At 51.9% G+C, this 23,998-nt stretch carries 21 protein-coding genes and 7 pseudogenes; 9 read left to right on the top strand and 19 right to left on the bottom strand.

Annotated elements, in window-relative coordinates; all coding sequences use genetic code 11:
• Nucleotides 1-3 precede the first annotated feature (3 nt).
• Complete coding sequence (locus GHC22_RS24335; RefSeq protein WP_000435064.1) at nt 4-846, bottom strand: replication initiation protein; 843 nt, start codon at nt 844-846, stop codon at nt 4-6.
• A 20-nt stretch (nt 847-866) separates the two neighbouring features.
• Nucleotides 867-1,706 (bottom strand): replication initiation protein, encoded by an 840-nt coding sequence (locus GHC22_RS24330; protein ID WP_024129959.1) that lies wholly within the window; start codon nt 1,704-1,706, stop codon nt 867-869.
• Between the two features lie 1,234 nt (nt 1,707-2,940).
• Here GHC22_RS24330 and GHC22_RS24325 point away from each other — a divergent pair.
• Both GHC22_RS24325 and GHC22_RS24320 read left to right on the top strand, forming a co-directional pair.
• On the top strand, nt 2,941-3,192 hold the full coding sequence (locus GHC22_RS24325; RefSeq protein WP_000121743.1) for a type II toxin-antitoxin system Phd/YefM family antitoxin: 252 nt from the start codon (nt 2,941-2,943) through the stop codon (nt 3,190-3,192).
• Nucleotides 3,182-3,463, top strand: coding sequence for a type II toxin-antitoxin system RelE/ParE family toxin (locus tag GHC22_RS24320; RefSeq protein WP_000220561.1), 282 nt, complete (start codon nt 3,182-3,184; stop codon nt 3,461-3,463). Before GHC22_RS24325 ends, GHC22_RS24320 begins: the two co-directional genes overlap by 11 nt.
• Nucleotides 3,464-3,701: 238 nt before the next feature.
• On the opposite strand, the pseudogene GHC22_RS24315 reads toward GHC22_RS24320, so the two are convergent.
• The 3 genes and pseudogenes from GHC22_RS24315 to GHC22_RS24305 form a co-directional block, all read right to left on the bottom strand.
• Nucleotides 3,702-3,794 (bottom strand): annotated as a pseudogene (locus GHC22_RS24315) (IS6 family transposase); the annotation flags it as partial.
• A 165-nt stretch (nt 3,795-3,959) separates the two neighbouring features.
• Nucleotides 3,960-5,159, bottom strand: a complete 1,200-nt coding sequence (locus GHC22_RS24310) for an IS91 family transposase (protein ID WP_112901278.1) — start codon at nt 5,157-5,159, stop codon at nt 3,960-3,962.
• Between the two features lie 9 nt (nt 5,160-5,168).
• Entirely contained in the window at nt 5,169-5,357 is a 189-nt protein-coding gene (locus GHC22_RS24305) for a hypothetical protein (RefSeq protein WP_000957857.1), read from the bottom strand.
• A gap of 119 nt (nt 5,358-5,476) precedes the next feature.
• Between GHC22_RS24305 and GHC22_RS24300 the strand changes: the two are divergent.
• Both GHC22_RS24300 and GHC22_RS24295 read left to right on the top strand, forming a co-directional pair.
• A pseudogene (locus GHC22_RS24300) lies at nt 5,477-5,668 on the top strand (hypothetical protein); the annotation flags it as partial.
• A 5-nt stretch (nt 5,669-5,673) separates the two neighbouring features.
• A pseudogene (locus GHC22_RS24295) lies at nt 5,674-5,979 on the top strand (AAC(3) family N-acetyltransferase); the annotation flags it as partial.
• Nucleotides 5,980-6,089: 110 nt separating this feature from the next.
• Here GHC22_RS24295 and GHC22_RS24290 read toward each other — a convergent pair.
• Nucleotides 6,090-6,842, bottom strand: a complete 753-nt coding sequence (locus tag GHC22_RS24290; protein ID WP_000602738.1) for an IS6 family transposase — start codon at nt 6,840-6,842, stop codon at nt 6,090-6,092.
• Nucleotides 6,843-6,927: 85 nt separating this feature from the next.
• Here GHC22_RS24290 and GHC22_RS24285 point away from each other — a divergent pair.
• Nucleotides 6,928-8,427: pseudogene (locus tag GHC22_RS24285) on the top strand (Tn3 family transposase); the annotation flags it as partial.
• Here the strand turns inward: GHC22_RS24285 and GHC22_RS24280 are convergent.
• The 9 genes and pseudogenes from GHC22_RS24280 to GHC22_RS24240 all read right to left on the bottom strand — a co-directional run.
• Nucleotides 8,424-9,701: pseudogene (locus tag GHC22_RS24280) on the bottom strand (IS91-like element ISVsa3 family transposase); the annotation flags it as partial. The pseudogenes GHC22_RS24285 and GHC22_RS24280 overlap by 4 nt on opposite strands.
• 71 nt (nt 9,702-9,772) lie before the next feature.
• On the bottom strand, nt 9,773-10,546 hold the full coding sequence (gene istB, locus GHC22_RS24275) for an IS21-like element ISEc57 family helper ATPase IstB (protein ID WP_001053381.1): 774 nt from the start codon (nt 10,544-10,546) through the stop codon (nt 9,773-9,775).
• The gene (istA, locus tag GHC22_RS24270; protein ID WP_021545039.1) at nt 10,546-11,571 is read right to left on the bottom strand and encodes an IS21-like element ISEc57 family transposase; all 1,026 of its coding nucleotides are present in this window, start codon (nt 11,569-11,571) and stop codon (nt 10,546-10,548) included. The genes istB and istA overlap by 1 nt, the downstream gene beginning before the upstream one ends.
• An 88-nt stretch (nt 11,572-11,659) precedes the next feature.
• Nucleotides 11,660-11,821, bottom strand: a pseudogene (locus GHC22_RS24265) (IS91 family transposase); the annotation flags it as partial.
• Between the two features lie 111 nt (nt 11,822-11,932).
• Nucleotides 11,933-12,238, bottom strand: a complete 306-nt coding sequence (locus tag GHC22_RS24260) for a LysR family transcriptional regulator (RefSeq protein ID WP_001255015.1) — start codon at nt 12,236-12,238, stop codon at nt 11,933-11,935.
• A gap of 27 nt (nt 12,239-12,265) precedes the next feature.
• The gene (gene floR / locus GHC22_RS24255) at nt 12,266-13,480 is read right to left on the bottom strand and encodes a chloramphenicol/florfenicol efflux MFS transporter FloR (protein WP_058100717.1); all 1,215 of its coding nucleotides are present in this window, start codon (nt 13,478-13,480) and stop codon (nt 12,266-12,268) included.
• 216 nt (nt 13,481-13,696) lie between these two features.
• Nucleotides 13,697-14,581 (bottom strand): DUF3363 domain-containing protein, encoded by an 885-nt coding sequence (locus GHC22_RS24250; RefSeq protein WP_001447541.1) that lies wholly within the window; start codon nt 14,579-14,581, stop codon nt 13,697-13,699.
• A gap of 30 nt (nt 14,582-14,611) precedes the next feature.
• Nucleotides 14,612-16,105 (bottom strand): IS91-like element ISVsa3 family transposase, encoded by a 1,494-nt coding sequence (locus tag GHC22_RS24245; protein ID WP_001120888.1) that lies wholly within the window; start codon nt 16,103-16,105, stop codon nt 14,612-14,614.
• Nucleotides 16,106-16,315: 210 nt separating this feature from the next.
• The gene (locus GHC22_RS24240; protein ID WP_000743213.1) at nt 16,316-16,540 is read right to left on the bottom strand and encodes a hypothetical protein; all 225 of its coding nucleotides are present in this window, start codon (nt 16,538-16,540) and stop codon (nt 16,316-16,318) included.
• 72 nt (nt 16,541-16,612) lie between these two features.
• Here GHC22_RS24240 and GHC22_RS24235 point away from each other — a divergent pair, with 72 nt between their 5' ends.
• The 4 genes from GHC22_RS24235 (at nt 16,613) to GHC22_RS24220 (ending at nt 20,142) form a co-directional block, all read left to right on the top strand.
• On the top strand, nt 16,613-17,317 hold the full coding sequence (locus tag GHC22_RS24235) for an IS6-like element IS26 family transposase (RefSeq protein WP_001067858.1): 705 nt from the start codon (nt 16,613-16,615) through the stop codon (nt 17,315-17,317).
• A 299-nt stretch (nt 17,318-17,616) separates the two neighbouring features.
• Entirely contained in the window at nt 17,617-18,174 is a 558-nt protein-coding gene (locus GHC22_RS24230; RefSeq protein ID WP_001235713.1) for a recombinase family protein, read from the top strand.
• Between the two features lie 182 nt (nt 18,175-18,356).
• On the top strand, nt 18,357-19,217 hold the full coding sequence (locus GHC22_RS24225) for a broad-spectrum class A beta-lactamase TEM-1 (RefSeq protein WP_000027057.1): 861 nt from the start codon (nt 18,357-18,359) through the stop codon (nt 19,215-19,217).
• A 169-nt stretch (nt 19,218-19,386) separates the two neighbouring features.
• Nucleotides 19,387-20,142, top strand: coding sequence for a 16S rRNA (guanine(1405)-N(7))-methyltransferase RmtB1 (locus tag GHC22_RS24220; protein WP_012372818.1), 756 nt, complete (start codon nt 19,387-19,389; stop codon nt 20,140-20,142).
• A gap of 80 nt (nt 20,143-20,222) precedes the next feature.
• Here the strand turns inward: GHC22_RS24220 and GHC22_RS24215 are convergent.
• From GHC22_RS24215 to GHC22_RS24200, 4 genes and pseudogenes are all read right to left on the bottom strand, one after another.
• Nucleotides 20,223-20,624: pseudogene (locus tag GHC22_RS24215) on the bottom strand (cation:proton antiporter); the annotation flags it as partial.
• A 232-nt stretch (nt 20,625-20,856) separates the two neighbouring features.
• Nucleotides 20,857-22,398, bottom strand: a complete 1,542-nt coding sequence (locus GHC22_RS24210; protein WP_000050481.1) for an IS91-like element ISCR1 family transposase — start codon at nt 22,396-22,398, stop codon at nt 20,857-20,859.
• Between the two features lie 404 nt (nt 22,399-22,802).
• Complete coding sequence (sul1, locus tag GHC22_RS24205) at nt 22,803-23,642, bottom strand: sulfonamide-resistant dihydropteroate synthase Sul1 (RefSeq protein WP_000259031.1); 840 nt, start codon at nt 23,640-23,642, stop codon at nt 22,803-22,805.
• Nucleotides 23,636-23,983, bottom strand: a complete 348-nt coding sequence (locus GHC22_RS24200; protein WP_000679427.1) for a quaternary ammonium compound efflux SMR transporter QacE delta 1 — start codon at nt 23,981-23,983, stop codon at nt 23,636-23,638. The genes sul1 and GHC22_RS24200 overlap by 7 nt, the downstream gene beginning before the upstream one ends.
• Nucleotides 23,984-23,998: the final 15 nt, after the last annotated feature.

Below are 23,998 nucleotides of genomic sequence, written 5' to 3'. Positions count from 1 at the left end.
GAGTTACCTCATTTCGATCTCAAAACGGACTTTGCTGACTCTTCTCCCCTGCCTTTCAGCATTAACACATTTAATGTTTTTAACATCTGTCCTTTCTGTTATTTCATCAATAGCTATATTGATTCCATCTCTTTTAAAGAAAGAAAACTTTTGATTTTGAATATAACCTATTTCTTTCTTAAGTTCATCTACACCTATAGTGAAAGATTTAAGATGGCTAAATTTTATCAGTTGATATAAAGGCCATGAGTATCTTCCTTGAAGAGACAAAGCAGATTTTAGAGGAAGCTCGGTAACCTGATATTTACGGGAGTCTATCGCTGTAATATAATTTATCGTCTTAGACGAAAACATAACACGAAGCAATCCCTCATTCGAAATATAGTCACAATGTGTAATTAAATTTTTATTTCTTGAAAAGAAATCTGCTGCATCCTTCATTTGCTTATATGCAACAGAACGCTCAACACCAACAAATTCTGCATACTTATCAGCCCGGATCAATAGCGACTTATCCGATTCAAGTTTATTTTCAAAGTAATAATATAAACAAATAAAAAAGACCCTTCTTGCCGAAAATGACAGTTCATTAACTAACAGATTTAATCCGCTATTATATCTAATAATTTTATCGTAATTAACATGCCTCATAGTAGATGAAAAAAGAGAAGGACAAGCTTTAGTAGCTAAAGCTCCTGATTCTGTCTTTCTTCTTATATGAAGAGTCTCATTTATTTCTAGTACCTCCAATAAGGTTCCATCTTCCCATCCTGTATTTTCTATCATACTAGCAGGAATGATAATTACTGCCGCACCACCTTGTTTATGTAATTTTATTTGCTCCATAGTGTATTTACCTTTATATATTAAGCACCTCTGAAACCATACGGTATTCTGGTATCAAGTCCTTCGCTTTCTTTATCTATTTTATACGAAAATCTTAGCTTTGATGCTCTTCTTGCGACTCTCTTAACAATTTTAACTTCGAGATGATTAATCTCTGTATATTGATTTATTTTTTCAATATTTTTTTGCAGAAAAACCTTATTAAAATCCTTAAAATTCTGATAAAGGTAAACTTTTTCGCCATTATCTATTCTGAATAATTCAAGTTCATCCTTTAATACATCTACTTCAATGTCGAAAAATGTCTTTTTACCACTGCTGTATTGTTTCCTGATAAACTGATAAAGCATATTTGAATTTTGATCAGCGAGTCTTACAGACGATATCAAAACCTGAGTAGTGTAAGAATCCTTTAACATCGTGATATATGGCTCAATGACATGTGAAAAAGCAATATCAATATATCCTTCACTTTCAACATAATCACAAAACGCAGTCAGGTTCATAAGCCTGACTGCATCAGAAGGTAATTTACCTCTCTTCTTCGTATGTCCAGAGCTTTGATTGCCCTGAGCTGTGAGAAGTTGATTTCGAGGAATACGAATAACACTGGCCTGAAGTTCTTCTGCCCCCTCTTTCAACTGCCGGTAAGCACCTGTTACATCAATATCAGCGATAAATGCATATTCCCGAGCCGTAATACGAAAGGTTGCCCCCTCAGATAACTCTTCACGTGAATCAATCTGCGCCATAGCCATAAACAAAATTCTTCTGGCAGACAAAGGCAACGATGAGAATGTGCTGTTAATTTCATTTCTGTGGCGAATTTTTGTTTTCTTTGTAACGCTCAGTAAGTTCATACATTACCTTTGGTTTTTAAGTTCTTATGGTGAAATCATAACCACAAAGGCGGAAATATGTAAAGTGGTTTATCCACCTTATATGTTTCCACCAAAACACGGATCACATGAAAGAATTTTTATCATTTATATTCAATATGATAGAAATGCGCAGGTATCCACCTTTTAACGTCATACGTTAGATTAGAGCACTATAAAGAACTAAAGAAATGAAGATACAAAGATACGAATATCTGAATAAAAACAGAAAAATGCGTACCCATCCACCTTTCAGTGCGTACCCATCCACCTTTCAGTGCGCAGCCATCCACCTTTCATGAAAATTACAGTGCGTACCCATCCACCTTTCAGTGCGTACCCATCCACCTTTCATTTTGAGGCGACAAAAAACAACACCTATCTTAATGAAATTATTGATAAAAAAACTGGCACAATGTTTGCAGAATAAGTTAGAGTAAGTTAAAGATCTTAAAGTAGATCTACCGATCTACATTTAAGATCTTAAAAACAAGAAGTTTAATAAGCAAAAAAACACAAAAAATCTGTGGATAACTTTGCTCAAAACAAAAAATTCACACTACCTGTGGATAACTTTGCGTAAACCCAGAGGACAGATCACTCTGAACCAAGACAACCACACATAAAAACAATATGCTCGCTTTTTAACCACTGCGCGTAATTGCCTGATGTTATCCCTGTGCTGTTCCGCTTCCTCGCTCACTAACTCGCTACACTCGGTCGTTCGGCTGCGGCGAGCGGTGTCTCCTTTCTCAAAACCAGAAGAGTTCAGATCATACGATCCGTTGATTGATCCTTTTTGGATCTTTCACTGAGAAGCCCTGAATCGCTTTCTAACGCTTTGTTCGATGTAACCATGAGGAAAACCATGTGAAATCGAAAAAATCGCTCAGAATGCGATACAGCGCGTTTTAGAGGGTATTTACAAAACAGTCGTTGCCTTGAGGAAATTTTGATCAAGATTGAACTCCTATCCGGATCATGGCAACAGATCACAGCAACAAGGCCGCTAAAAAGCGTTGAGCGGCGTTAAAAACCGTTAAACCGTAGCTGACTATAACGAAACGGGAAAAAACGCTCAGAACGCGTTACAGAGCGTTTTAAGGCGATGTCGGAAAGAGCCATACCTCACCTGTTCTGATGTTTTTCTCAACACAAGCACTTTTAAGAGTACTTTTAAAGATGCTATTATGCCAATAAGACAAGCGGAGGACTTATGAGCTATCAAATTCTGACAACCACAGCGGCCAGTATTACTGACCTGAAAAAAAATCCTATGGGAACCGTAGCTGAAGGTGAAGGGGACGCTGTTGCGATCCTGAACCGAAACGAACCGGCGTTCTATTGCGTTCCACCAAAACTTTACGCCTACTATCGGGAACTCGCTGAAGATGCTGAGTTAAACGCTGTTGCTGATGAGCGCATGAAAAACCCGGAAATTGTGAAGGTTAACCTGGATGACCTATGAACTGGCTTTTGACCGCAGAGCACTGAAGGAATGGCAGAAACTCGGCCACACCATCCGTGAACAATTCAAAAAGAAGCTGGCAGAACGGCTGGAAAATCCACGCGTACCCGCAGCCCGGTTACATGGTCATGCTGATCGCTATAAAATCAAACTTCGTGCATCTGGCTACAGACTTGTATATCAAGTCATTGATGAGAAAGTCGTTTTACTCGTTATTGCTGTTGGAAGAAGGGAAAGCAGCGAAGTTTATCAGATTGCAGATATGCGCTGAACTGAAACCCGCCCCGTAATTCGCGGCTGCAGCCGCTCAGACGCGCAGATGCTACACACCGTCACGGCGTACCGTTCGCAAGCTTACGCGCTAACTGCGAAAGGCTAATTGCGTGTTGTTAGTCCGGTAATGGGCTTTGCAGGGAGGGGGGATGTCCCTGATCTTAATTAAGCTGGTTTGTTTCCGGGCACTGTTGCAAAGTTAGCGATGAGGCAGCCTTTTGTCTTATTCAAAGGCCTTACATTTCAAAAACTCTGCTTACCAGGCGCATTTCGCCCAGGGGATCACCATAATAAAATGCTGAGGCCTGGCCTTTGCGTAGTGCACGTATAGGAAATTGAAAAACCAGTCGATACCATTGTCCACGCCTTATGCCACGTGAGCCTTTCTGCTTTTCCCACCACTCCGGTGGTTTCCCTCTCTGTATGGTCGATTTTTATACCGTAACAGGCTGTTTTTTATACTTTCACCGATTCCCGGGCACACTTAGCCTGTGTCAGGCCGGCATATACCTCAGTAGACTGATATCCCGCGCGTTTTTCTTCAGCCCTGATACATTCAGCCCCGCAATGGCCCGGCGGTATACCATCCGGCAGCCACACAGCACGCATTCGAACGGGTCACGACTCAGGAACTGTTTCACCATTTGTGCATAGCACACTTTCGCCACTGGTTCCGGTTTATCCATCCCCAGTGCACGGTACACCTGCGGCAGCTTCTCTCCACACACACGGTTGGCAAGGAACCCGAAGTACCTCACCATCTTAAAAAACTTCTCCGGGATGTGCTGTTTCAGCCTCGCGACCAGCTCACGCTGTGTCAGCGTTTCCGTCGCCGTTTCTCCCGTTTTGTGGTCCAGGTAACGGAAGCTCAGGCTTGCCCCTCCGTTGTAATGAGCCAGTCGGGAAGCCGCTATTGGTGGCTTCTTCAGATAACGACCCAGGTAGCGTGCCGTATTCCGCCCTCCGGCTGTCTTCTTCGACATGTACACATGCCAGTATTTTCCGCCGGATTTCAGCACCAGGCTTCTCCACTGTGATTCCGTCGTGATATGTGACAACAACTCCGGCATTGCCATCCCCTCTGACCACGCTTTCAGAAGCAGCTGCCGCATATTCCACATCCACCGTGAACGCATCGCGTCTTTCAGGAAGCTCAGCTTTTTCCACTGACCATGCTTATTCAGACCTCCACAGGTTACAGACACATGTACATGCGGATGCCAGTTGAGACGACGGCCATACGTGTGGATGGCGCAGAAGATACCGGGTTCCAGCCCCCGTTTTCGGGCGGCATACAGCAGATTCTCCACCGCCAGACGGCACACGTCATTCAGCAGCCAGCGGTTGCTTTCGAACACCGGCCACAGCGTGTCCGGCAGGGTGAAGACCAGATGTACCCAGTCGCAGTCAGGAAGACGATTCAGCTGTGTTGCTGTCCACAGGTCTGTGGCCTTCTTTCCGCAGGACGGGCAGGCACGGCTGCCGCATGAGTTGGTCAGGTACTTTACGTGCTGACAGTCCGGGTTATCACACCCGAACTCTTTTACACCCAGTATCCGTGTGCCGCAGGCCAGCATTTTGGTGACGGCTTCAACCTCGATATCGCGCAGACCGCCCGCATCCAGGAAGGACGTCCAGCACTGGTTGGCTGTGAACAGACGTTTCAGAGGGCGGGGAGTAAAACCGGACAACATGAGGATGGATTAAACCCCGGTATCCTGTAGCAGGGTAAGGGCTGCTGTATCGCCACGGCGCTTCAGGATGGAGGTCGTCACCATCGCAGGTGGTGGGTCCATGGGTTTGAGCATTTTCATCCAGTCCCATTCTCGTTGTGAGAGCTTCTCAGCACCAACAGAGAGCAGAACTGTATCGATACTTTTGCGGGTCAACATAAGGGGATGAGTCCTTAATAAAACAGGTCCTCAGAGCATACATATTCTGCGGGGCGTGCGGCAACAACAGGACGAACCGGGGCGGTTTTCAATTTGCAGCCGCCAGGCTGCCGTGGTTCGTTGACGGCAATTTCGATGATGCAGCTTGGGCGCAGGGTCGATGCGACGCAATCGTCCGATCCGGAGCCGGGACTGTCGGGCGTACACAAATCGCCCGCAGAAGCGCGGCCGTCTGGACCGATGGCTGTGTAGAAGTACTCGCCGATAGTGGAAACCGACGCCCCAGCACTCGTCCGAGGGCAAAGGAATAGAGTAGATGCCGACCGAACAAGAGCTGATTTCGAGAACGCCTCAGCCAGCAACTCGCGCGAGCCTAGCAAGGCAAATGCGAGAGAACGGCCTTACGCTTGGTGGCACAGTTCTCGTCCACAGTTCGCTAAGCTCGCTCGGCTGGGTCGCGGGAGGGCCGGTCGCAGTGATTCAGGCCCTTCTGGATTGTGTTGGTCCCCAGGGCACGATTGTCATGCCCACGCACTCGGGTGATCTGACTGATCCCGCAGATTGGAGATCGCCGCCCGTGCCTGCCGATTGGGTGCAGATCTTGCGCAACGAGATGCCGGCATACGATCCGCAAACCACACCAACTCGGAACATGGGTGCAGTGGCTGAATTGTTCCGGGCGTGTCGCAAACACTTTTGGAGGCAGCTATCACCCAGCCAAGGCCGGTATTTTCATGCTTTGTTAACCTTTTGCAGTCCGAAGAGGCGCGCAAGCAAATCATTCTGGTCATTGACGGTCCAGCCGCCTGAAAAGCCAAAGCCCTTCCGCAGCCACAGCATCGCCTCGAAACCCGCGATGGTTCGCCGCGCCGTGTTAAAGGATTGGAAACCGCCGATCTTCGGCATGTTCTTCTTCACCCGGAAATGGTCGCTCTCAATCCCCTGCTGGAGATGTTTGGTCACATAATGCACGGGATCGGGATGGAGAAGCCCATCATCAACCGACGTTTTGATCGTTGACGGGAAGGTGTTGGCCCCGTCCGTCCCAATCCTGTTCGGCGACAACAAGGGTTCATCTTTAAGCATCTTTCGGAAGAACCGCTTGGCAGCGTCGAGATCGCGCTTAGCGGTCAGCAGGAAATCCACCGGATTGCCATGCTTATCGATGGCTCGGTACAGATAGCGCCATTTGCCGCGGATCTTGACATAGGTCTCATCAATCCGGACCGAGCCGCAATGGGGTCGACGAAACTGCCGCAGCCGTTTCTCGATGACAGGTGCATAAGCCAATACCCAGCGGTTGATCGTGCTATGATCGACCTCGAAGCCCCGCTCGCGAAACATCTCTTCCAAGTCACGATAGCTGAGCGGGTAGCGCAAGTACCAGGCAACCGCCTGTACAATCAGCCAGGCCTCGAAATGCCTGCCCTTGAAATCATCCTTCGACTGGCGCTTCAGCTTTTCGGCAATGGTATTCAAAATCATCGGCTCGCTCCGCAATATCAGGAGCGGCAACTTCTCTCCCCATGGTCAACATCGAGTTAACCTGAAGAATTTGCGACAAGGCCATGCGTTCCGCTCCGGAGATGTCTGGCTTACTAGGTCCCGGCGCTATGGCGATCTGAAACACGCACTCGTTCCGGCACAATCCATCGCGGAAGGCGGTCGTCTCGCTGTGCCATTGCGGCCGGAGGAATGGCTGGCAGACCGGCAAGCTCGCCTCGACATGCGGTTGCGCGAGCTTGGCCGTGCCGCTCGCGCAGGCACGATCCCGGGCGGGTCGATTGAAAACGGCGTTCTGCATATCGAGAAACTCGAAGCCGCCGCGCCGACAGGCGCCGAAGATCTGGTGCTCGATCTCTACAAGCAGATCCCGCCCACGCGCATCACCGATCTCCTGCTGGAGGTGGATGCGGCGACCGGCTTCACCGAAGCGTTCACCCATCTGCGCACAGGAGCACCCTGCGCTGACCGGATCGGGCTAATGAACGTTATCTTGGCGGAAGGGATCAACCTCGGCTTGCGCAAAATGGCGGATGCGACAAACACCCACACCTTCTGGGAATTGATCCGCATTGGACGGTGGCATGTCGAGGGCGAAGCCTATGACCGGGCGCTGGCCATGGTGGTCGAGGCACAGGCAGCGTTACCCATGGCCCGGTTCTGGGGCATGGGCACGTCGGCTTCGAGCGACGGACAGTTCTTCGTCGCTACAGAGCAAGGTGAGGCCATGAACCTGGTCAACGCGAAATATGGCAATACCCCGGGCCTGAAAGCCTATAGCCACGTCTCCGACCAATATGCGCCGTTCGCAACCCAGGTGATTCCTGCAACGGCAAGCGAAGCGCCTTACATCCTCGATGGCCTGCTGATGAACGATGCTGGACGCCATATCCGCGAGCAGTTCACCGACACGGGCGGCTTCACCGATCACGTCTTTGCCGCATGTGCCATTCTCGGCTACCGGTTCGCTCCGCGCATCCGCGACCTGCCATCCAAACGGCTCTACGCGTTCAATCCGTCGGCCGCCCCGGCGCACCTGCGAGCGTTGATCGGCGGAAAGGTCAACCAAGCCATGATCGAGCGCAATTGGCCCGACATCCTGCGCATCGCCGCCACCATTGCTGCCGGGACCGTCGCGCCAAGCCAGATTCTGCGGAAACTCGCCTCCTATCCGCGGCAGAACGAGCTCGCGACAGCCCTGCGGGAAGTCGGTCGCGTCGAGCGCACCCTGTTCATGATCGACTGGATTCTGGATGCCGAACTCCAACGGCGTGCCCAGATCGGGCTCAACAAAGGCGAAGCTCATCATGCGCTGAAGCGGGCAATCAGCTTCCACCGCCGCGGTGAAATCCGCGACCGTTCCGCCGAAGGCCAGCATTACCGCATCGCCGGCATGAATCTGCTCGCCGCCATCATCATCTTCTGGAACACCATGAAGCTCGGCGAGGTCGTTGCAAACCAGAAACGCGATGGAAAGCTGCTATCGCCCGATCTCTTGGCCCATGTTTCGCCGCTCGGATGGGAACACATCAATCTCACCGGAGAATATCGCTGGCCAAAGCCTTAGCGTAGGATTCCGCCCCCTCCCGCAAACGACCCCAGGATCTGCTTGATCACTATAGGGTCTTCAATGCAGGCGATGACTTTCATGGCGCCGCCGCAGCCGCTGCAGGTCTCGATGTCGATATTGAAAACACGCTTGAGCCGTTGCGCCCATGTCATCGACGCTCGCCGTTGTGCTGGTGTTGCCGGTTCATCAGCCACCCTGACCTTGTTGCCCCTGCCCCGTTTTGCCGGCGTGACCAACGCCCGGTGCCGACTGTTGGGTGCGAACACCCCGTGGAAGCGGGTTAGGTTGACTCTGGGCTTCGGTACCAGGGCGGCCAGCCTTGCAATGAAATCCAATGGTTCGAAAATGACGTGCGTGGTGCCGTCCCGGTACGGCGTCTTGAGCTGGTAGCGCACGTTGCCGCCTCGTGTTAACGACAGCCGCTTCTCGGATACCGCCGGGCGGCTGATGTACCGGCACAGCCGTTCGAGCTTCTTGCGTTCATCGGCCCTGGCCGCCACGCCGGCGTGCAGGCTGGACCCGGCTACCTTGCCAATCCCGTCACCGAACGGATCACCACTGGTCGGCAGAGTTTGCAAAGTGAACACCTTTCGCCCCGCCTGTGAACCGACAGCGATACGGTAAGTGATCGAGTGCCCCAGCAGGGGTGTCATCGGGTCGTCATCCACCGCATCCGAGGCCAGATAGCTGTTTTCGACATCCCGTTCCAGCAGGCCTTGCCGTTCCAGATAGCGACCCACCCGGTGGGCGATGGTGTGCGTCAGCTGGGTGAGCTCTGGGCTGGTCGGCGCCTTGACCCAGCGGAAACGCGCTGAGCCGTGGGATTGCTCGACATACACACCGTCGAGAAACAGCATGTGGAAGTGAACATTCAGATTGAGCGCCGATCCAAAACGCTGGATCAGGGTGACCGCGCCCGTCTTGGCCACTTGGTGGGTATGGCCCGCTTTCTTGACCAGGTGCGTGGCAATGACGCGGTAAACGATGCCCAGCACCCACCCCATGATCTCGGGCCGGCTGGCAAACAGGAAACGCAGCTGAAACGGGAAGCTCAACACCCACTGACGCATGGGTTGTTCAGGCAGTACTTCATCAACCAGCAAGGCGGCACTTTCGGCCATCCGCCGCGCCCCACAGCTCGGGCAGAAACCGCGACGCTTACAGCTGAAAGCGACCAGGTGCTCGGCGTGGCAAGACTCGCAGCGAACCCGTAGAAAGCCATGCTCCAGCCGCCCGCATTGGAGAAATTCTTCAAATTCCCGTTGCACATGTCAACGGCAATTTAAAACTGACCCCTTTTACCTTAAAACAGCAAAGTAAAATTGACCCCTTTGATGATTTATTAAGACTCAATTTGTGGTTGAATTCCTACTCTCTTTTTATCTTTTAGACGATAACTTTCCCCAGATATTTGTACAACATGACAATGATGTAATAAACGATCCAACATTGCTGCTGTCAAAGTAACATCATCTGCGAATGATTTAGACCACTGGCTAAATGGTAAATTACTGGTCAAAATCGTACTGCCTTTTTCATAGCGCTTGGCAATAACATTAAAAAATAAATTTGCTTCTTCACGACCAAATGGTAAATATCCTATTTCATCGATAATCAATAACTTTGGAGCAAGTACAACACGTTGCATGTAGTTTTTTAATTTACCTTGTTGATAAGCTAGGCTAAGTTGCAACATTAAATCAGCTGCAGTAATAAACTTAGTCTTAATATTATTCATAATTGCCTTATAGCCTAAAGCCATTGATAGATGTGTTTTCCCAACACCACTTGCACCAATAAATACAACATTTTCAGCTCTTGGAATAAAGCTTAAATTAAATAGTTCAAGCAACTGCGACTTTGGAGCACCTAAAGCATAATTAAAATCATAAGCCTCCAACGTTTTGATTTGAGTAAGACCTGAAAGTTGTAAAAGAATCTGTTGACTACGTTGCTGCTTGGCTGTGTATTCATGTAATAGCATAGCTTCAACGAAATCTGCATAACTGCCATCCTTTGCTAAGGTTTGTTGTGCATGATGTGACCATTGTGATGCCACTGTTTGTAGACCAAGCTGACGGCAAAGCTGTTCAATACGCTCATACTGTAAATTCATTAAGAAACCTCCAGTAATTCATCATAGATTGATAAGGGGTGTTGAACACTCTCATGAGGTATGAGTGATGATGGGCTAACATCATCAATTACAGATTTTTTAGAACCATCATTAAATAAAGGTAATGAAGAAAAAAATTGTTGTTCTTCAAGCAAACGAGTACTTGGTTTTTCTTTAGTTGTTGCATGAATGCGTTGATTTGCTGTTTCACTAAGCCATCGACCAATATAGGCATTTGCCATATCAACATCTAAGCTAAGGTCAACCACCTTTAAACTTGCTTTTAATGGCACGATAAAACTTGATTTCAAATAACTATTAAAGCGTTCTACTTTACCTTTTGTTTGCGCACGATATGGCTTACAAACACGTGCTCGGAAGTTATATTTCTTAGCACAATCAAGTAATTTAGCATTCCAGCGATGTTGACCATCTTGATAAGCATCACGTTCAATGATAATGGCCTTAGCATTATCAAATAATACATCTTTAGGAACACCACCAAAGAACTGAAAAGCACTTTCTAAGCCATCAATCCATGCATCAGAACGTTCATGATCATAAAACTTAACAAAGGTTGCTCTAGAGTATCCCAAAGTTGCAACAAATGCTTTTAATGTGGTGTGATGACGTCGAATTGTTGTGAAATCAACCTGCATTTGTTGACCTGGTTGAGTCTCAAATCGCTTAATCGGCTCTGGTTGTTTAGTTGGCTTTAATGTATTGAGATAATTTTGTAGTGTTCTAATTTTCCCCGTGTAGCCTTTTTGCAAGATTTCTTGATACAACACTGCAGCCGGTATCCATTCTGGATCGGCGGCATTTACACGTTTGATTAAATACGGTTTATAAGGCTCAAGAATACTCACTTTAGATTGTGTTCGTTGATATTTAGGTGTTACTTGAGATCGTAAATATTTACGCACAGTATTTCTAGAAATACCGAGTTCGCGGCTAATTGCCTTAATAGATTGACCTTGTTGATGAAGTATTTGGATTGTCACTGCTTGCTCCAAAGTTAACATGTTGAGCAGTCCAAAAAGACCACTATATTAACCAAGGGGGTCAATTTTCAAATGCTGTTGGGGGGTCATTTTTACATTGCCGCTAACACACATAGCCCGGCAATTCCTTTCCCTGCTCTGCCATAAGCGCAGCGAATGCCGGGTAATACTCGTCAACGATCTGATAGAGAAGGGTTTGCTCGGGTCGGTGGCTCTGGTAACGACCAGTATCCCGATCCCGGCTGGCCGTCCTGGCCGCCACATGAGGCATGTTCCGCGTCCTTGCAATACTGTGTTTACATACAGTCTATCGCTTAGCGGAAAGTTCTTTTACCCTCAGCCGAAATGCCTGCCGTTGCTAGACATTGCCAGCCAGTGCCCGTCACTCCGCGGTCTTCACTGCGTGATCGAGTTGATCGACACCCGCCGTGACACGCTCCATGAAGTGCCTGCCTGCGTCTGTTAGCCGAACGCCCCGCGCATGGCGCTCAAATAGCAGGACACCAAGGTTATCCTCCAGCGCTTTCACACGCGCGCTGACGCTCGACTGGCTGATACCAAGTGCCTTGGCCGCATGCCGAAAATTCAGATGCTCGGCGACGGCGATGAACTGAACAAGGGAAATGAGCGGTATCCTGCCAGACAGGATACCGACATTCACGAGGTTTCGATGGTTAGTGCGCCGCATCGGAGCGGGCCTGCTACCAGTCGTCGGTTAGACGACTGGCGACTTCTCGGTGGCAGCCCCACGGAGCCGAAGGAGCACCAGCCCCAACGAAACCAGTACCGCCATCGCCGTGGCGTAACAGATCACGGGCCACGCTGTGTCATCGTTTAAAAGTGCCACCGCCAATGTCCCGACAATGCTGACTATCAGGCTTTGAACGCAGAAGTAGAACGCGACCGCTGATCCCGCGATGTCGTCGAACTCTGCCAAAGCGCCGTTCGCGGTAACGGACACCGTGAAGACAATACCGACCGCGACAACCCACATCGGTAGGATGAAGGTGAGGAATGACGGCGAGCCGTAAAGTTCGCCGATCCCCAACAGGACCGCTCCGCAAACAAGCAACGCCATCCCACGCGCCACGCATCCTGCGATGCCCCATCTGGCGACAAAGGACTTCGCGAAACGGGTTGTCACGATCATTACAAGCGCGACAGTGGCGAAGGCAAAGCTGAATCCGATCTCGGAATATTCCGCTTGGCCTATGAGCACACGGGGAGCCGTCGAGAAGAAGACGAAGTAGGTGCCCATACCGGCGCTAAAGCCGACAGTGTAAACCCAAAAAGCCGGACTCGCGAAGATCGGCAAGACAGATCGGCGCGTCTTGACTTGATCCAGAGGGCGGGTTTCGTGCCACCTGAAACCCGCATTTAGGAGTGCGAGCATCGCCAGTATAGCCAAAGTAATGAATATCGCCTGCCATCCCAAGAACTCGCCGATCAATGCTCCGGCGATAGGGCCGAGCGCAGGCACGAACGCCAGCATCGAACTGAAAAGGCCGTAGATGACGACACCCTCAGGACGGTTGGCATAAACGTCGCGAACCGTCGCGAACGTCGCCACCAGCATGGCCGACGCGCCCACTGCTTGAAGTAGACGGAAAGCGACAAAGGCCGGTGCAGTTGAAGACCAAGCTGCTCCCAGAGACGCAATGACGAAAGCCGTTGCGCCCGCAAGTAGAATTGGCCGTCGCCCGATTCTGTCTGAGAGCGGACCAAAAATCACCTGGCCCACGCCGAGCATCACCATATAGAGGCTCAACGTGAGTTGGATCATAGCGGGCGTCGTGTTCAGGATGCCGGGCATCGCTGGAACGACAGGGAGATAAATATCCATCGCCAGTGAAGCGAGGATGTCGAAAGGAGCCATCAGCAGCAGTGCTGCCGGCAGCGTATAGGCCCACGCGGGGCGTGTGGTGGTCATGACGAATCAACCCTCGATTAAGGAATACCGGGCGACGTCTGCTCGTCAGCAATCAGATGAGACTAGCCTTACAGAGCGCCGCAACAACAATACTGGTTGTTGCGGCTTACTTGTCTGCTGACTTGGAATTTCCCATCTGATTACTCCACGCTTACGAATATGAATTGCTACATTTTATCCGATTATCTTTTGCTTCGCAATGCGGCATGGGCGCACTCAGCGTTCCAGCCCCCTCTGCCGCCCTAACTGCCACGACACCGACCCGCCCTGCACGATGCCCATAACCTCGCGGCCGAGTTGGCGGTCGATGATCGGCCGCCACGGGACAAGGGTGAACTCATGGGATTTCTCGACCACGGCGAACTTGCCGCTCGATAGATGCACGGTTCCGGTAAACTTGCCGCTGACGCTCTCGCCGTCCGTGGCGGCGCGGAACGGCAGGCCCTTACTCAAAGCCATATCCGATCCGACGCCGGCTACCTCGCGCTCCCGCAGGATGGCGAGAAGGTTGCGCCGGTAGAAGACGCGGCTGTCCCGGCTGCGGGTGGCGTCGCCCTGTTCGATATGGTGCTCGCGGCGCTGGTCCATGGCTTCGCGGACTTGTTGCCCGAAGCCGGTTGGCGCAAGGTCGGCCGTCTCGCCGTGGATCAGCCGCCGGTCCAGCCAGGTCGCGCCGTCCGATCCGATCTGTTTGTTCAGATCGACCGGGGAAAGGACGCGAACGCTGGCCTGACTGTCTCGGCCGGCGTCATGGGCGGCGGCACGGCTGACCAGATCATCGGGGATGCGCCATTGGTCGGCGTCGATCCGCTCGACGATACCGGCCCGGCGTAGCGCCTCCAGCCGGCGCACATGGGCATCGACATAGCCCTCATAGTCGCCGCCTGGAACGCGGCACGTATAGGAAGAATAAACGCCCTTTTCACCCAAGTCCAACAGCTTTGGACCGCAGTTGACTCTTTCGACACCCCTGCGATGCAACCCAATCCGGCTGACGGGGAGCCAGCAACGCTGAAAATTTACCCTCCTCTTTCCCACTAGCGGCTCCTTTTCCGACAACCAGCACGGCGGATCCCTGCCGCGGCGCTGTGAACGCAGCATTTTGATTGGTATCGTTGGCCTTCAGGCTCGTCAGTCAAACAGACCCAGGAGCAGCTCAGCCGGTGGCGCCCGGCTTTCGGGTAACGCCCTGGTCCCGCTGGTTTCGGCTTTGTGCTTCAGGTGATCAAGGATCTGCTTGATCACTATAGGGTCTTCAATGCAGGCGATGACTTTCATGGCGCCGCCGCAGCCGCTGCAGGTCTCGATGTCGATATTGAAAACACGCTTGAGCCGTTGCGCCCATGTCATCGACGCTCGCCGTTGTGCTGGTGTTGCCGGTTCATCAGCCACCCTGACCTTGTTGCCCCTGCCCCGTTTTGCCGGCGTGACCAACGCCCGGTGCCGACTGTTGGGTGCGAACACCCCGTGGAAGCGGGTTAGGTTGACTCTGGGCTTCGGTACCAGGGCGGCCAGCCTTGCAATGAAATCCAATGGTTCGAAAATGACGTGCGTGGTGCCGTCCCGGTACGGCGTCTTGAGCTGGTAGCGCACGTTGCCGCCTCGTGTTAACGACAGCCGCTTCTCGGATACCGCCGGGCGGCTGATGTACCGGCACAGCCGTTCGAGCTTCTTGCGTTCATCGGCCCTGGCCGCCACGCCGGCGTGCAGGCTGGACCCGGCTACCTTGCCAATCCCGTCACCGAACGGATCACCACTGGTCGGCAGAGTTTGCAAAGTGAACACCTTTCGCCCCGCCTGTGAACCGACAGCGATACGGTAAGTGATCGAGTGCCCCAGCAGGGGTGTCATCGGGTCGTCATCCACCGCATCCGAGGCCAGATAGCTGTTTTCGACATCCCGTTCCAGCAGGCCTTGCCGTTCCAGATAGCGACCCACCCGGTGGGCGATGGTGTGCGTCAGCTGGGTGAGCTCTGGGCTGGTCGGCGCCTTGACCCAGCGGAAACGCGCTGAGCCGTGGGATTGCTCGACATACACACCGTCGAGAAACAGCATGTGGAAGTGAACATTCAGATTGAGCGCCGATCCAAAACGCTGGATCAGGGTGACCGCGCCCGTCTTGGCCACTTGGTGGGTATGGCCCGCTTTCTTGACCAGGTGCGTGGCAATGACGCGGTAAACGATGCCCAGCACCCACCCCATGATCTCGGGCCGGCTGGCAAACAGGAAACGCAGCTGAAACGGGAAGCTCAACACCCACTGACGCATGGGTTGTTCAGGCAGTACTTCATCAACCAGCAAGGCGGCACTTTCGGCCATCCGCCGCGCCCCACAGCTCGGGCAGAAACCGCGACGCTTACAGCTGAAAGCGACCAGGTGCTCGGCGTGGCAAGACTCGCAGCGAACCCGTAGAAAGCCATGCTCCAGCCGCCCGCATTGGAGAAATTCTTCAAATTCCCGTTGCACATAGCCCGGCAATTCCTTTCCCTGCTCTGCCATAAGCGCAGCGAATGCCGGGTAATACTCGTCAACGATCTGATAGAGAAGGGTTTGCTCGGGTCGGTGGCTCTGGTAACGACCAGTATCCCGATCCCGGCTGGCCGTCCTGGCCGCCACATGAGGCATGTTCCGCGTCCTTGCAATACTGTGTTTACATACAGTCTATCGCTTAGCGGAAAGTTCTTTTACCCTCAGCCGAAATGCCTGCCGTTGCTAGACATTGCCAGCCAGTGCCCGTCACTCCCACTCGATTGTAAACAAGCACACAAAACCCTTTAGTGACAACAATTTGCAAGAACTATCAGGCTCAGTGCCATGAAAAATACCATGACCAGATCATGAGGTTGAACACGGCTTGCGCCGGCAGCGTTCACGCTCCTGGTCGGCGATCTCGCCCGGCTGCAATGCTAGCTCAGCATCGGTCATGCGCTCCAGCACGTCGCGTAGGCGGATGGTGCAAGGAATGGGCGGCAGCTCGAACTCATAGCCGCCGGCGATCATTTCGGCCGCAATCTCCTCGGTGATGAAAAACGGCTCGTCGTCTTGGTTCGGCTTCTTCATGCCCTTTCCGGCACTGTTGCAAATAGTCGGTGGTGATAAACTTATCATCCCCTTTTGCTGATGGAGCTGCACATGAACCCATTCAAAGGCCGGCATTTTCAGCGTGACATCATTCTGTGGGCCGTACGCTGGTACTGCAAATACGGCATCAGTTACCGTGAGCTGCAGGAGATGCTGGCTGAACGCGGAGTGAATGTCGATCACTCCACGATTTACCGCTGGGTTCAGCGTTATGCGCCTGAAATGGAAAAACGGCTGCGCTGGTACTGGCGTAACCCTTCCGATCTTTGCCCGTGGCACATGGATGAAACCTACGTGAAGGTCAATGGCCGCTGGGCGTATCTGTACCGGGCCGTCGACAGCCGGGGCCGCACTGTCGATTTTTATCTCTCCTCCCGTCGTAACAGCAAAGCTGCATACCGGTTTCTGGGTAAAATCCTCAACAACGTGAAGAAGTGGCAGATCCCACGATTCATCAACACGGATAAAGCGCCCGCCTATGGTCGCGCGCTTGCTCTGCTCAAACGCGAAGGCCGGTGCCCGTCTGACGTTGAACACCGACAGATTAAGTACCGGAACAACGTGATTGAATGCGATCATGGCAAACTGAAACGGATAATCAACGCCACGCTGGGATTTAAATCCATGAAGACGGCTTACGCCACCATCAAAGGTATTGAGGTGATGCGTGCACTACGCAAAGGCCAGGCCTCAGCATTTTATTATGGTGATCCCCTGGGCGAAATGCGCCTGGTAAGCAGAGTTTTTGAAATGTAAGGCCTTTGAATAAGACAAAAGGCTGCCTCATCGCTAACTTTGCAACAGTGCCCTATTTGCAACAGTGCCCATCCGGTTCACCGGTGAATCTGCCATAGCTTTCAGTCTGCTCAGTGGTCAGAAAGTCAACGGGCATATCGGCCTCCCTGCCTGACGGGCATTTAGTAACATTTTTCCAACCGTACGAAATGTTATAAATTATCGGACATCGTAAAACTGTTACATTAATATGTCTATTAAATCGTAAATTTGTAATAATAGACATGAGTTGTCCGATATTCGATTTAAGGTACATTTTTATGCGACTTTTTGGTTACGCTCGGGTCTCAACCAGTCAGCAGTCTCTTGATCTTCAGGTCAGAGCACTCAAAGACGCAGGTGTGAAAGCAAACCGTATATTTACCGATAAGGCATCCGGCAGTTCAACAGACCGGGAAGGGCTGGATTTGCTGAGGATGAAGGTGGAGGAAGGTGATGTCATTCTGGTTAAGAAGCTCGACCGTCTTGGCCGCGACACTGCCGATATGATCCAACTGATAAAGGAATTTGACGCTCAGGGCGTGGCAGTCCGGTTCATTGATGACGGGATCAGTACCGACGGTGATATGGGGCAAATGGTGGTCACCATCCTGTCGGCTGTGGCACAGGCTGAACGCCGGAGGATCCTAGAACGCACGAATGAGGGCCGACAGGAAGCAAAGCTGAAAGGAATCAAATTTGGCCGCAGGCGTACCGTGGACAGGAACGTCGTGCTGACGCTTCATCAGAAGGGCACTGGTGCAACGGAAATTGCTCATCAGCTCAGTATTGCCCGCTCCACGGTTTATAAAATTCTTGAAGACGAAAGGGCCTCGTGATACGCCTATTTTTATAGGTTAATGTCATGATAATAATGGTTTCTTAGACGTCAGGTGGCACTTTTCGGGGAAATGTGCGCGGAACCCCTATTTGTTTATTTTTCTAAATACATTCAAATATGTATCCGCTCATGAGACAATAACCCTGGTAAATGCTTCAATAATATTGAAAAAGGAAGAGTATGAGTATTCAACATTTTCGTGTCGCCCTTATTCCCTTTTTTGCGGCATTTTGCCTTCCTGTTTTTGCTCACCCAGAAACGCTGGTGAAAGTAAAAGATGCTGAAGATCAGTTGGGTGCACGAGTGGGTTACATCGAACTGGATCTCAACAGCGGTAAGATCCTTGAGAGTTTTCGCCCCGAAGAACGTTTTCCAATGATGAGCACTTTTAAAGTTCTGCTATGTGGTGCGGTATTATCCCGTGTTGACGCCGGGCAAGAGCAACTCGGTCGCCGCATACACTATTCTCAGAATGACTTGGTTGAGTACTCACCAGTCACAGAAAAGCATCTTACGGATGGCATGACAGTAAGAGAATTATGCAGTGCTGCCATAACCATGAGTGATAACACTGCTGCCAACTTACTTCTGACAACGATCGGAGGACCGAAGGAGCTAACCGCTTTTTTGCACAACATGGGGGATCATGTAACTCGCCTTGATCGTTGGGAACCGGAGCTGAATGAAGCCATACCAAACGACGAGCGTGACACCACGATGCCTGCAGCAATGGCAACAACGTTGCGCAAACTATTAACTGGCGAACTACTTACTCTAGCTTCCCGGCAACAATTAATAGACTGGATGGAGGCGGATAAAGTTGCAGGACCACTTCTGCGCTCGGCCCTTCCGGCTGGCTGGTTTATTGCTGATAAATCTGGAGCCGGTGAGCGTGGGTCTCGCGGTATCATTGCAGCACTGGGGCCAGATGGTAAGCCCTCCCGTATCGTAGTTATCTACACGACGGGGAGTCAGGCAACTATGGATGAACGAAATAGACAGATCGCTGAGATAGGTGCCTCACTGATTAAGCATTGGTAACTGTCAGACCAAGTTTACTCATATATACTTTAGATTGATTTAAAACTTCATTTTTAATTTAAAAGGATCTAGGTGAAGATCCTTTTTGATAATCTCATGACCAAAATCCCTTAACGTGAGTTTTCGTTCCACTGAGCGTCAGACCCCGAAAACGATTTAGGAGACACCGATGAACATCAACGATGCCCTCACCTCCATCCTGGCCTCAAAAAAATACCGCGCCCTTTGCCCGGATACCGTGCGGCGCATCCTGACTGAGGAATGGGGGCGGCATAAATCCCCCAAACAGACCGTAGAGGCTGCACGCACCCGGCTGCATGGAATTTGCGGGGCATATGTCACCCCGGAATCGCTCAAGGCTGCTGCCGCCGCGCTTTCTGCGGGCGATGTAAAAAAGGCATTGTCGCTGCATGCCTCCACCAAGGAGCGACTGGCCGAGCTGGATACCCTGTACGATTTTATCTTTTCAGCCGAAACTCCCCGCCGCGTGCTGGATATCGCCTGCGGTCTTAACCCCTTGGCGCTATACGAGCGCGGCATTGCATCCGTGTGGGGCTGTGATATCCACCAGGGATTGGGGGATGTCATCACCCCCTTTGCTAGGGAAAAAGATTGGGATTTTACCTTTGCCCTGCAGGATGTGCTGTGTGCGCCGCCCGCCGAAGCCGGCGACCTGGCGCTGATTTTTAAGCTTTTGCCCCTGCTGGAGCGGGAGCAGGCCGGTTCTGCCATGGCACTTTTACAATCCCTCAATACCCCGCGCATGGCTGTCAGCTTTCCCACGCGTAGTTTAGGCGGGCGTGGAAAAGGCATGGAGGCGAACTACGCCGCATGGTTCGAGGGCGGCTTGCCCGCCGAGTTTGAGATTGAGGATAAAAAGACCATCGGAACAGAACTTATATACTTGATAAAAAAGAATGGATAAGCCAATCAGAAGGCAAATCATCTAAAAAAGAGGAACGAAAAATATTTTTCGTTCCTCTTTTGTTCTATCGAACAAGCACACTACGACTGCTGTTTTTGAAGCAGCCTTTTATAGCTCAGCTCGATGCCCAACGCCCCCAGCGGCGCTGTAAGTATAATGGCAAGAACCGCCACCGCAAGTATGGTTTCCCCACTGCCAAGCCCCATCGCCAGCGGAATAGCGCCGATTGCAGCCTGCACCGTTGCCTTGGGCAGATAGGCAATCATGCAGAACAGGCGCTCCTTCCGGGATAGGTCTGTACCCAGCGTACTCATCCACACGCCCAGCATGCGAAACAGCAGCGCAGCTGTGATCAGCAGCATGCCGCTTAGCCCGGCGGAGAAAAGGTAACGGATGTTGACCGTTGCACCCACCAGCACAAACAGCCAGATTTCTGCCGCCACCCAAAGCTTTGAAAATTTGCCGGATATACGCTTTGCAACGGGTATAGGAAGTATAAACCACCTTTTTGCTCCTCATCCGAAGTATCTTACCTGAAATTCCCTCACTCGTTTACCGCTCAAGCCCCAATTTTAACTGCCGGTCCAGCCTAAACCGCTCTAATAAGGTTCGATTTGGCGGTAAAATCTCTAGCCTGATAGCTCGAGAGATACAAACTGCCCCACCGCCCCGTTTAAAAGTTGGCAGTGTTGAGCAGTGTTGGATTTGGGGTCGTCAGTCAAAGAGACGACTCTGTGATGGATCGAACAGGCTGGGAGTCAGTGGCGGCGCTCGTTCTGGTGGCAGCTCACGCTGCTTGGCGGCATTCGCCTTGGCTGTTTTCTGTTTCAGATGCTTGAGAATCTGCTCAATGACCTTCGGATCTTCGATGCTGGCAATCACTTTGACGTGACCGCCGCAGTGTTCGCAGACTTCAATATCAATATTGAAGACTCGCTTGAGGCGTTGCATCCAGGTCATGGCGCGGTGGCGCTCTGCAGGACTCTTGTCACGCCAGTTAGTATCGAGACCTTCCGATTTGTCGGGCTTCTTGCCCCGCTTGGCGGGTGTTACTTGAACTCGGTGTTTGCTGTTCGGTGCAAAGACGCCGTGGAAGCGTGTGAGGTTGACTCGCGGCTTAGGTACCAACGCAGCGAGTTTGGCGATGAAGTCCAGCGGCTCGAAGATCACATGGGTGGTGCCATTGCGGTACGGAGTTTTGAGCTCGTAACGCACCTGCCCATTGGCGGTTAATGCCAGACGTTTTTCTGAAACCGCTGGCCGACTAATGTAGCGACACAAGCGCTCAAGCTTATCCCGCTGATGCGCTTCGGCCATCACACCGGCGTGTAGCGAGAAACCAGCATGGTTGGCTACTCGACTGCTTGAGTCGGCTTTATCCTCACGCCCTGGCAAGGTTTGCAGGGTGAAGACTTTGCGCCCTTGCTGGGGGCCGACGGCAATGCGATACGTAACCGAAGCACCATGTAATTGAGTCAGCGTATCGTCTTCGCCCTCTTCCAGTGTCAACCACGTATTCTCGGCATCACGCTCCAAAATCCCACGCTTTTCCATGCAGCGAGCGATGCGATGGCTGAGGGTGTGAGCGAGCGTATTCAGCTCATCGTAAGTGGGTGCCTTGACACGATGGAAGCGTTGCTTGCCATAGTCATCTTCGGCATAGACACCATCGAGAAACAGCATGTGGTAGTGGACATTGAGATTTAGCGCGGAGCCAAAGCGTTGGATAAGAGTCACTGAGCCAGTTTGTGCAGAGGCTTTGGTGTAACCGGCTTTTTTGATCAGATGAGTTGAGAGTGTACGATAGACGATACTCAAGACCTGGCCCATCAGCTGGGGATGGCGAGCCAGCAAAAAGCGTAGCTGGAAAGGAAAGCTGAGCACCCACTGGCGAATGGGCTCCTTGGGGAAGACTTCGTCTATCAGCAGCGCCGCACTCTCGGCCATCCGGCGGGCACCGCAGCTAGGGCAAAAGCCGCGTCGTTTACAGCTGAAGGCGACCAGACGCTCGTGATGACAATCCTCGCAGCGAACCCGCATGAAACCATACTCCAGACGGCCACATTGGAGGAGGTCGTTGAATTCTTGTTGGATGTAGCGAGGCAGGTGTTGACCTTGGGCTTCGAGTGAGGCTTTGAAGGCTGGGTAGTGCTGCTCAACCAGCTGGTAGAGCAGCGTCTGGTCGGGTTGGTGGCGTTCGTAACCGTTTGTTTGAGTGGGCGATTGACTCGCCGTGGCGTTCCTTGCCAGCGACATGGGTATCCTCCGCTGATACTGTGGTTATGTACAGTATCAGCGGCTTGCGTTCAGACGTCCAGTCTGGCCCTAGACATCGCTAAATGCTTAACCCGCAATAGCCCTCACGAGTTGTTATCAGCCACTACCGGTTGAGCGAGAAGGTTTTGGGTTCAGGGTGCTATTGCTCCACCAATCACAATACTGAAGCCCCAACTGTTATCAGTTGGGGCTTTTTCTTGTCTGTTTGCGGCGGTTGCGTTTTATCGGTAGTCGTCGAGCTCTGCACCATCCCACATAAGAGCTTAACGGTGCGATCTTCAACGCCATCACACAAAACTTTCTTTTTCACGCACAGTCAACTTATTGGATGTTTTATTAACAACCCAAAAGGAGATATTTAGCGGGCGGCCGGAAGGTGAATGCTAGGCATGATCTAACCCTCGGTCTCTGGCGTCGCGACTGCGAAATTTCGCGAGGGTTTCCGAGAAGGTGATTGCGCTTCGCAGATCTCCAGGCGCGTGGGTGCGGACGTAGTCAGCGCCATTGCCGATCGCGTGAAGTTCCGCCGCAAGGCTCGCTGGACCCAGATCCTTTACAGGAAGGCCAACGGTGGCGCCCAAGAAGGATTTCCGCGACACCGAGACCAATAGCGGAAGCCCCAACGCCGACTTCAGCTTTTGAAGGTTCGACAGCACGTGCAGCGATGTTTCCGGTGCGGGGCTCAAGAAAAATCCCATCCCCGGATCGAGGATGAGCCGGTCGGCAGCGACCCCGCTCCGTCGCAAGGCGGAAACCCGCGCCTCGAAGAACCGCACAATCTCGTCGAGCGCGTCTTCGGGTCGAAGGTGACCGGTGCGGGTGGCGATGCCATCCCGCTGCGCTGAGTGCATAACCACCAGCCTGCAGTCCGCCTCAGCAATATCGGGATAGAGCGCAGGGTCAGGAAATCCTTGGATATCGTTCAGGTAGCCCACGCCGCGCTTGAGCGCATAGCGCTGGGTTTCCGGTTGGAAGCTGTCGATTGAAACACGGTGCATCTGATCGGACAGGGCGTCTAAGAGCGGCGCAATACGTCTGATCTCATCGGCCGGCGATACAGGCCTCGCGTCCGGATGGCTGGCGGCCGGTCCGACATCCACGACGTCTGATCCGACTCGCAGCATTTCGATCGCCGCGGTGACAGCGCCGGCGGGGTCTAGCCGCCGGCTCTCATCGAAGAAGGAGTCCTCGGTGAGATTCAGAATGCCGAACACCGTCACCATGGCGTCGGCCTCCGCAGCGACTTCCACGATGGGGATCGGGCGAGCAAAAAGGCAGCAATTATGAGCCCCATACCTACAAAGCCCCACGCATCAAGCTTTTGCCCATGAAGCAACCAGGCAATGGCTGTAATTATGACGACGCCGAGTCCCGACCAGACTGCATAAGCAACACCGACAGGGATGGATTTCAGAACCAGAGAAAGAAAATAAAATGCGATGCCATAACCGATTATGACAACGGCGGAAGGGGCAAGCTTAGTAAAGCCCTCGCTAGATTTTAATGCGGATGTTGCGATTACTTCGCCAACTATTGCGATAACAAGAAAAAGCCAGCCTTTCATGATATATCTCCCAAT

Source organism: Citrobacter sp. H12-3-2 (genome assembly GCF_009649895.1).
Taxonomy (GTDB): Bacteria; Pseudomonadota; Gammaproteobacteria; order Enterobacterales; family Enterobacteriaceae; genus Citrobacter; species Citrobacter portucalensis.
The sequence above is the reverse complement of the archived record's forward strand: the minus strand, read 5'-3'. Positions and strand labels throughout refer to the sequence as shown.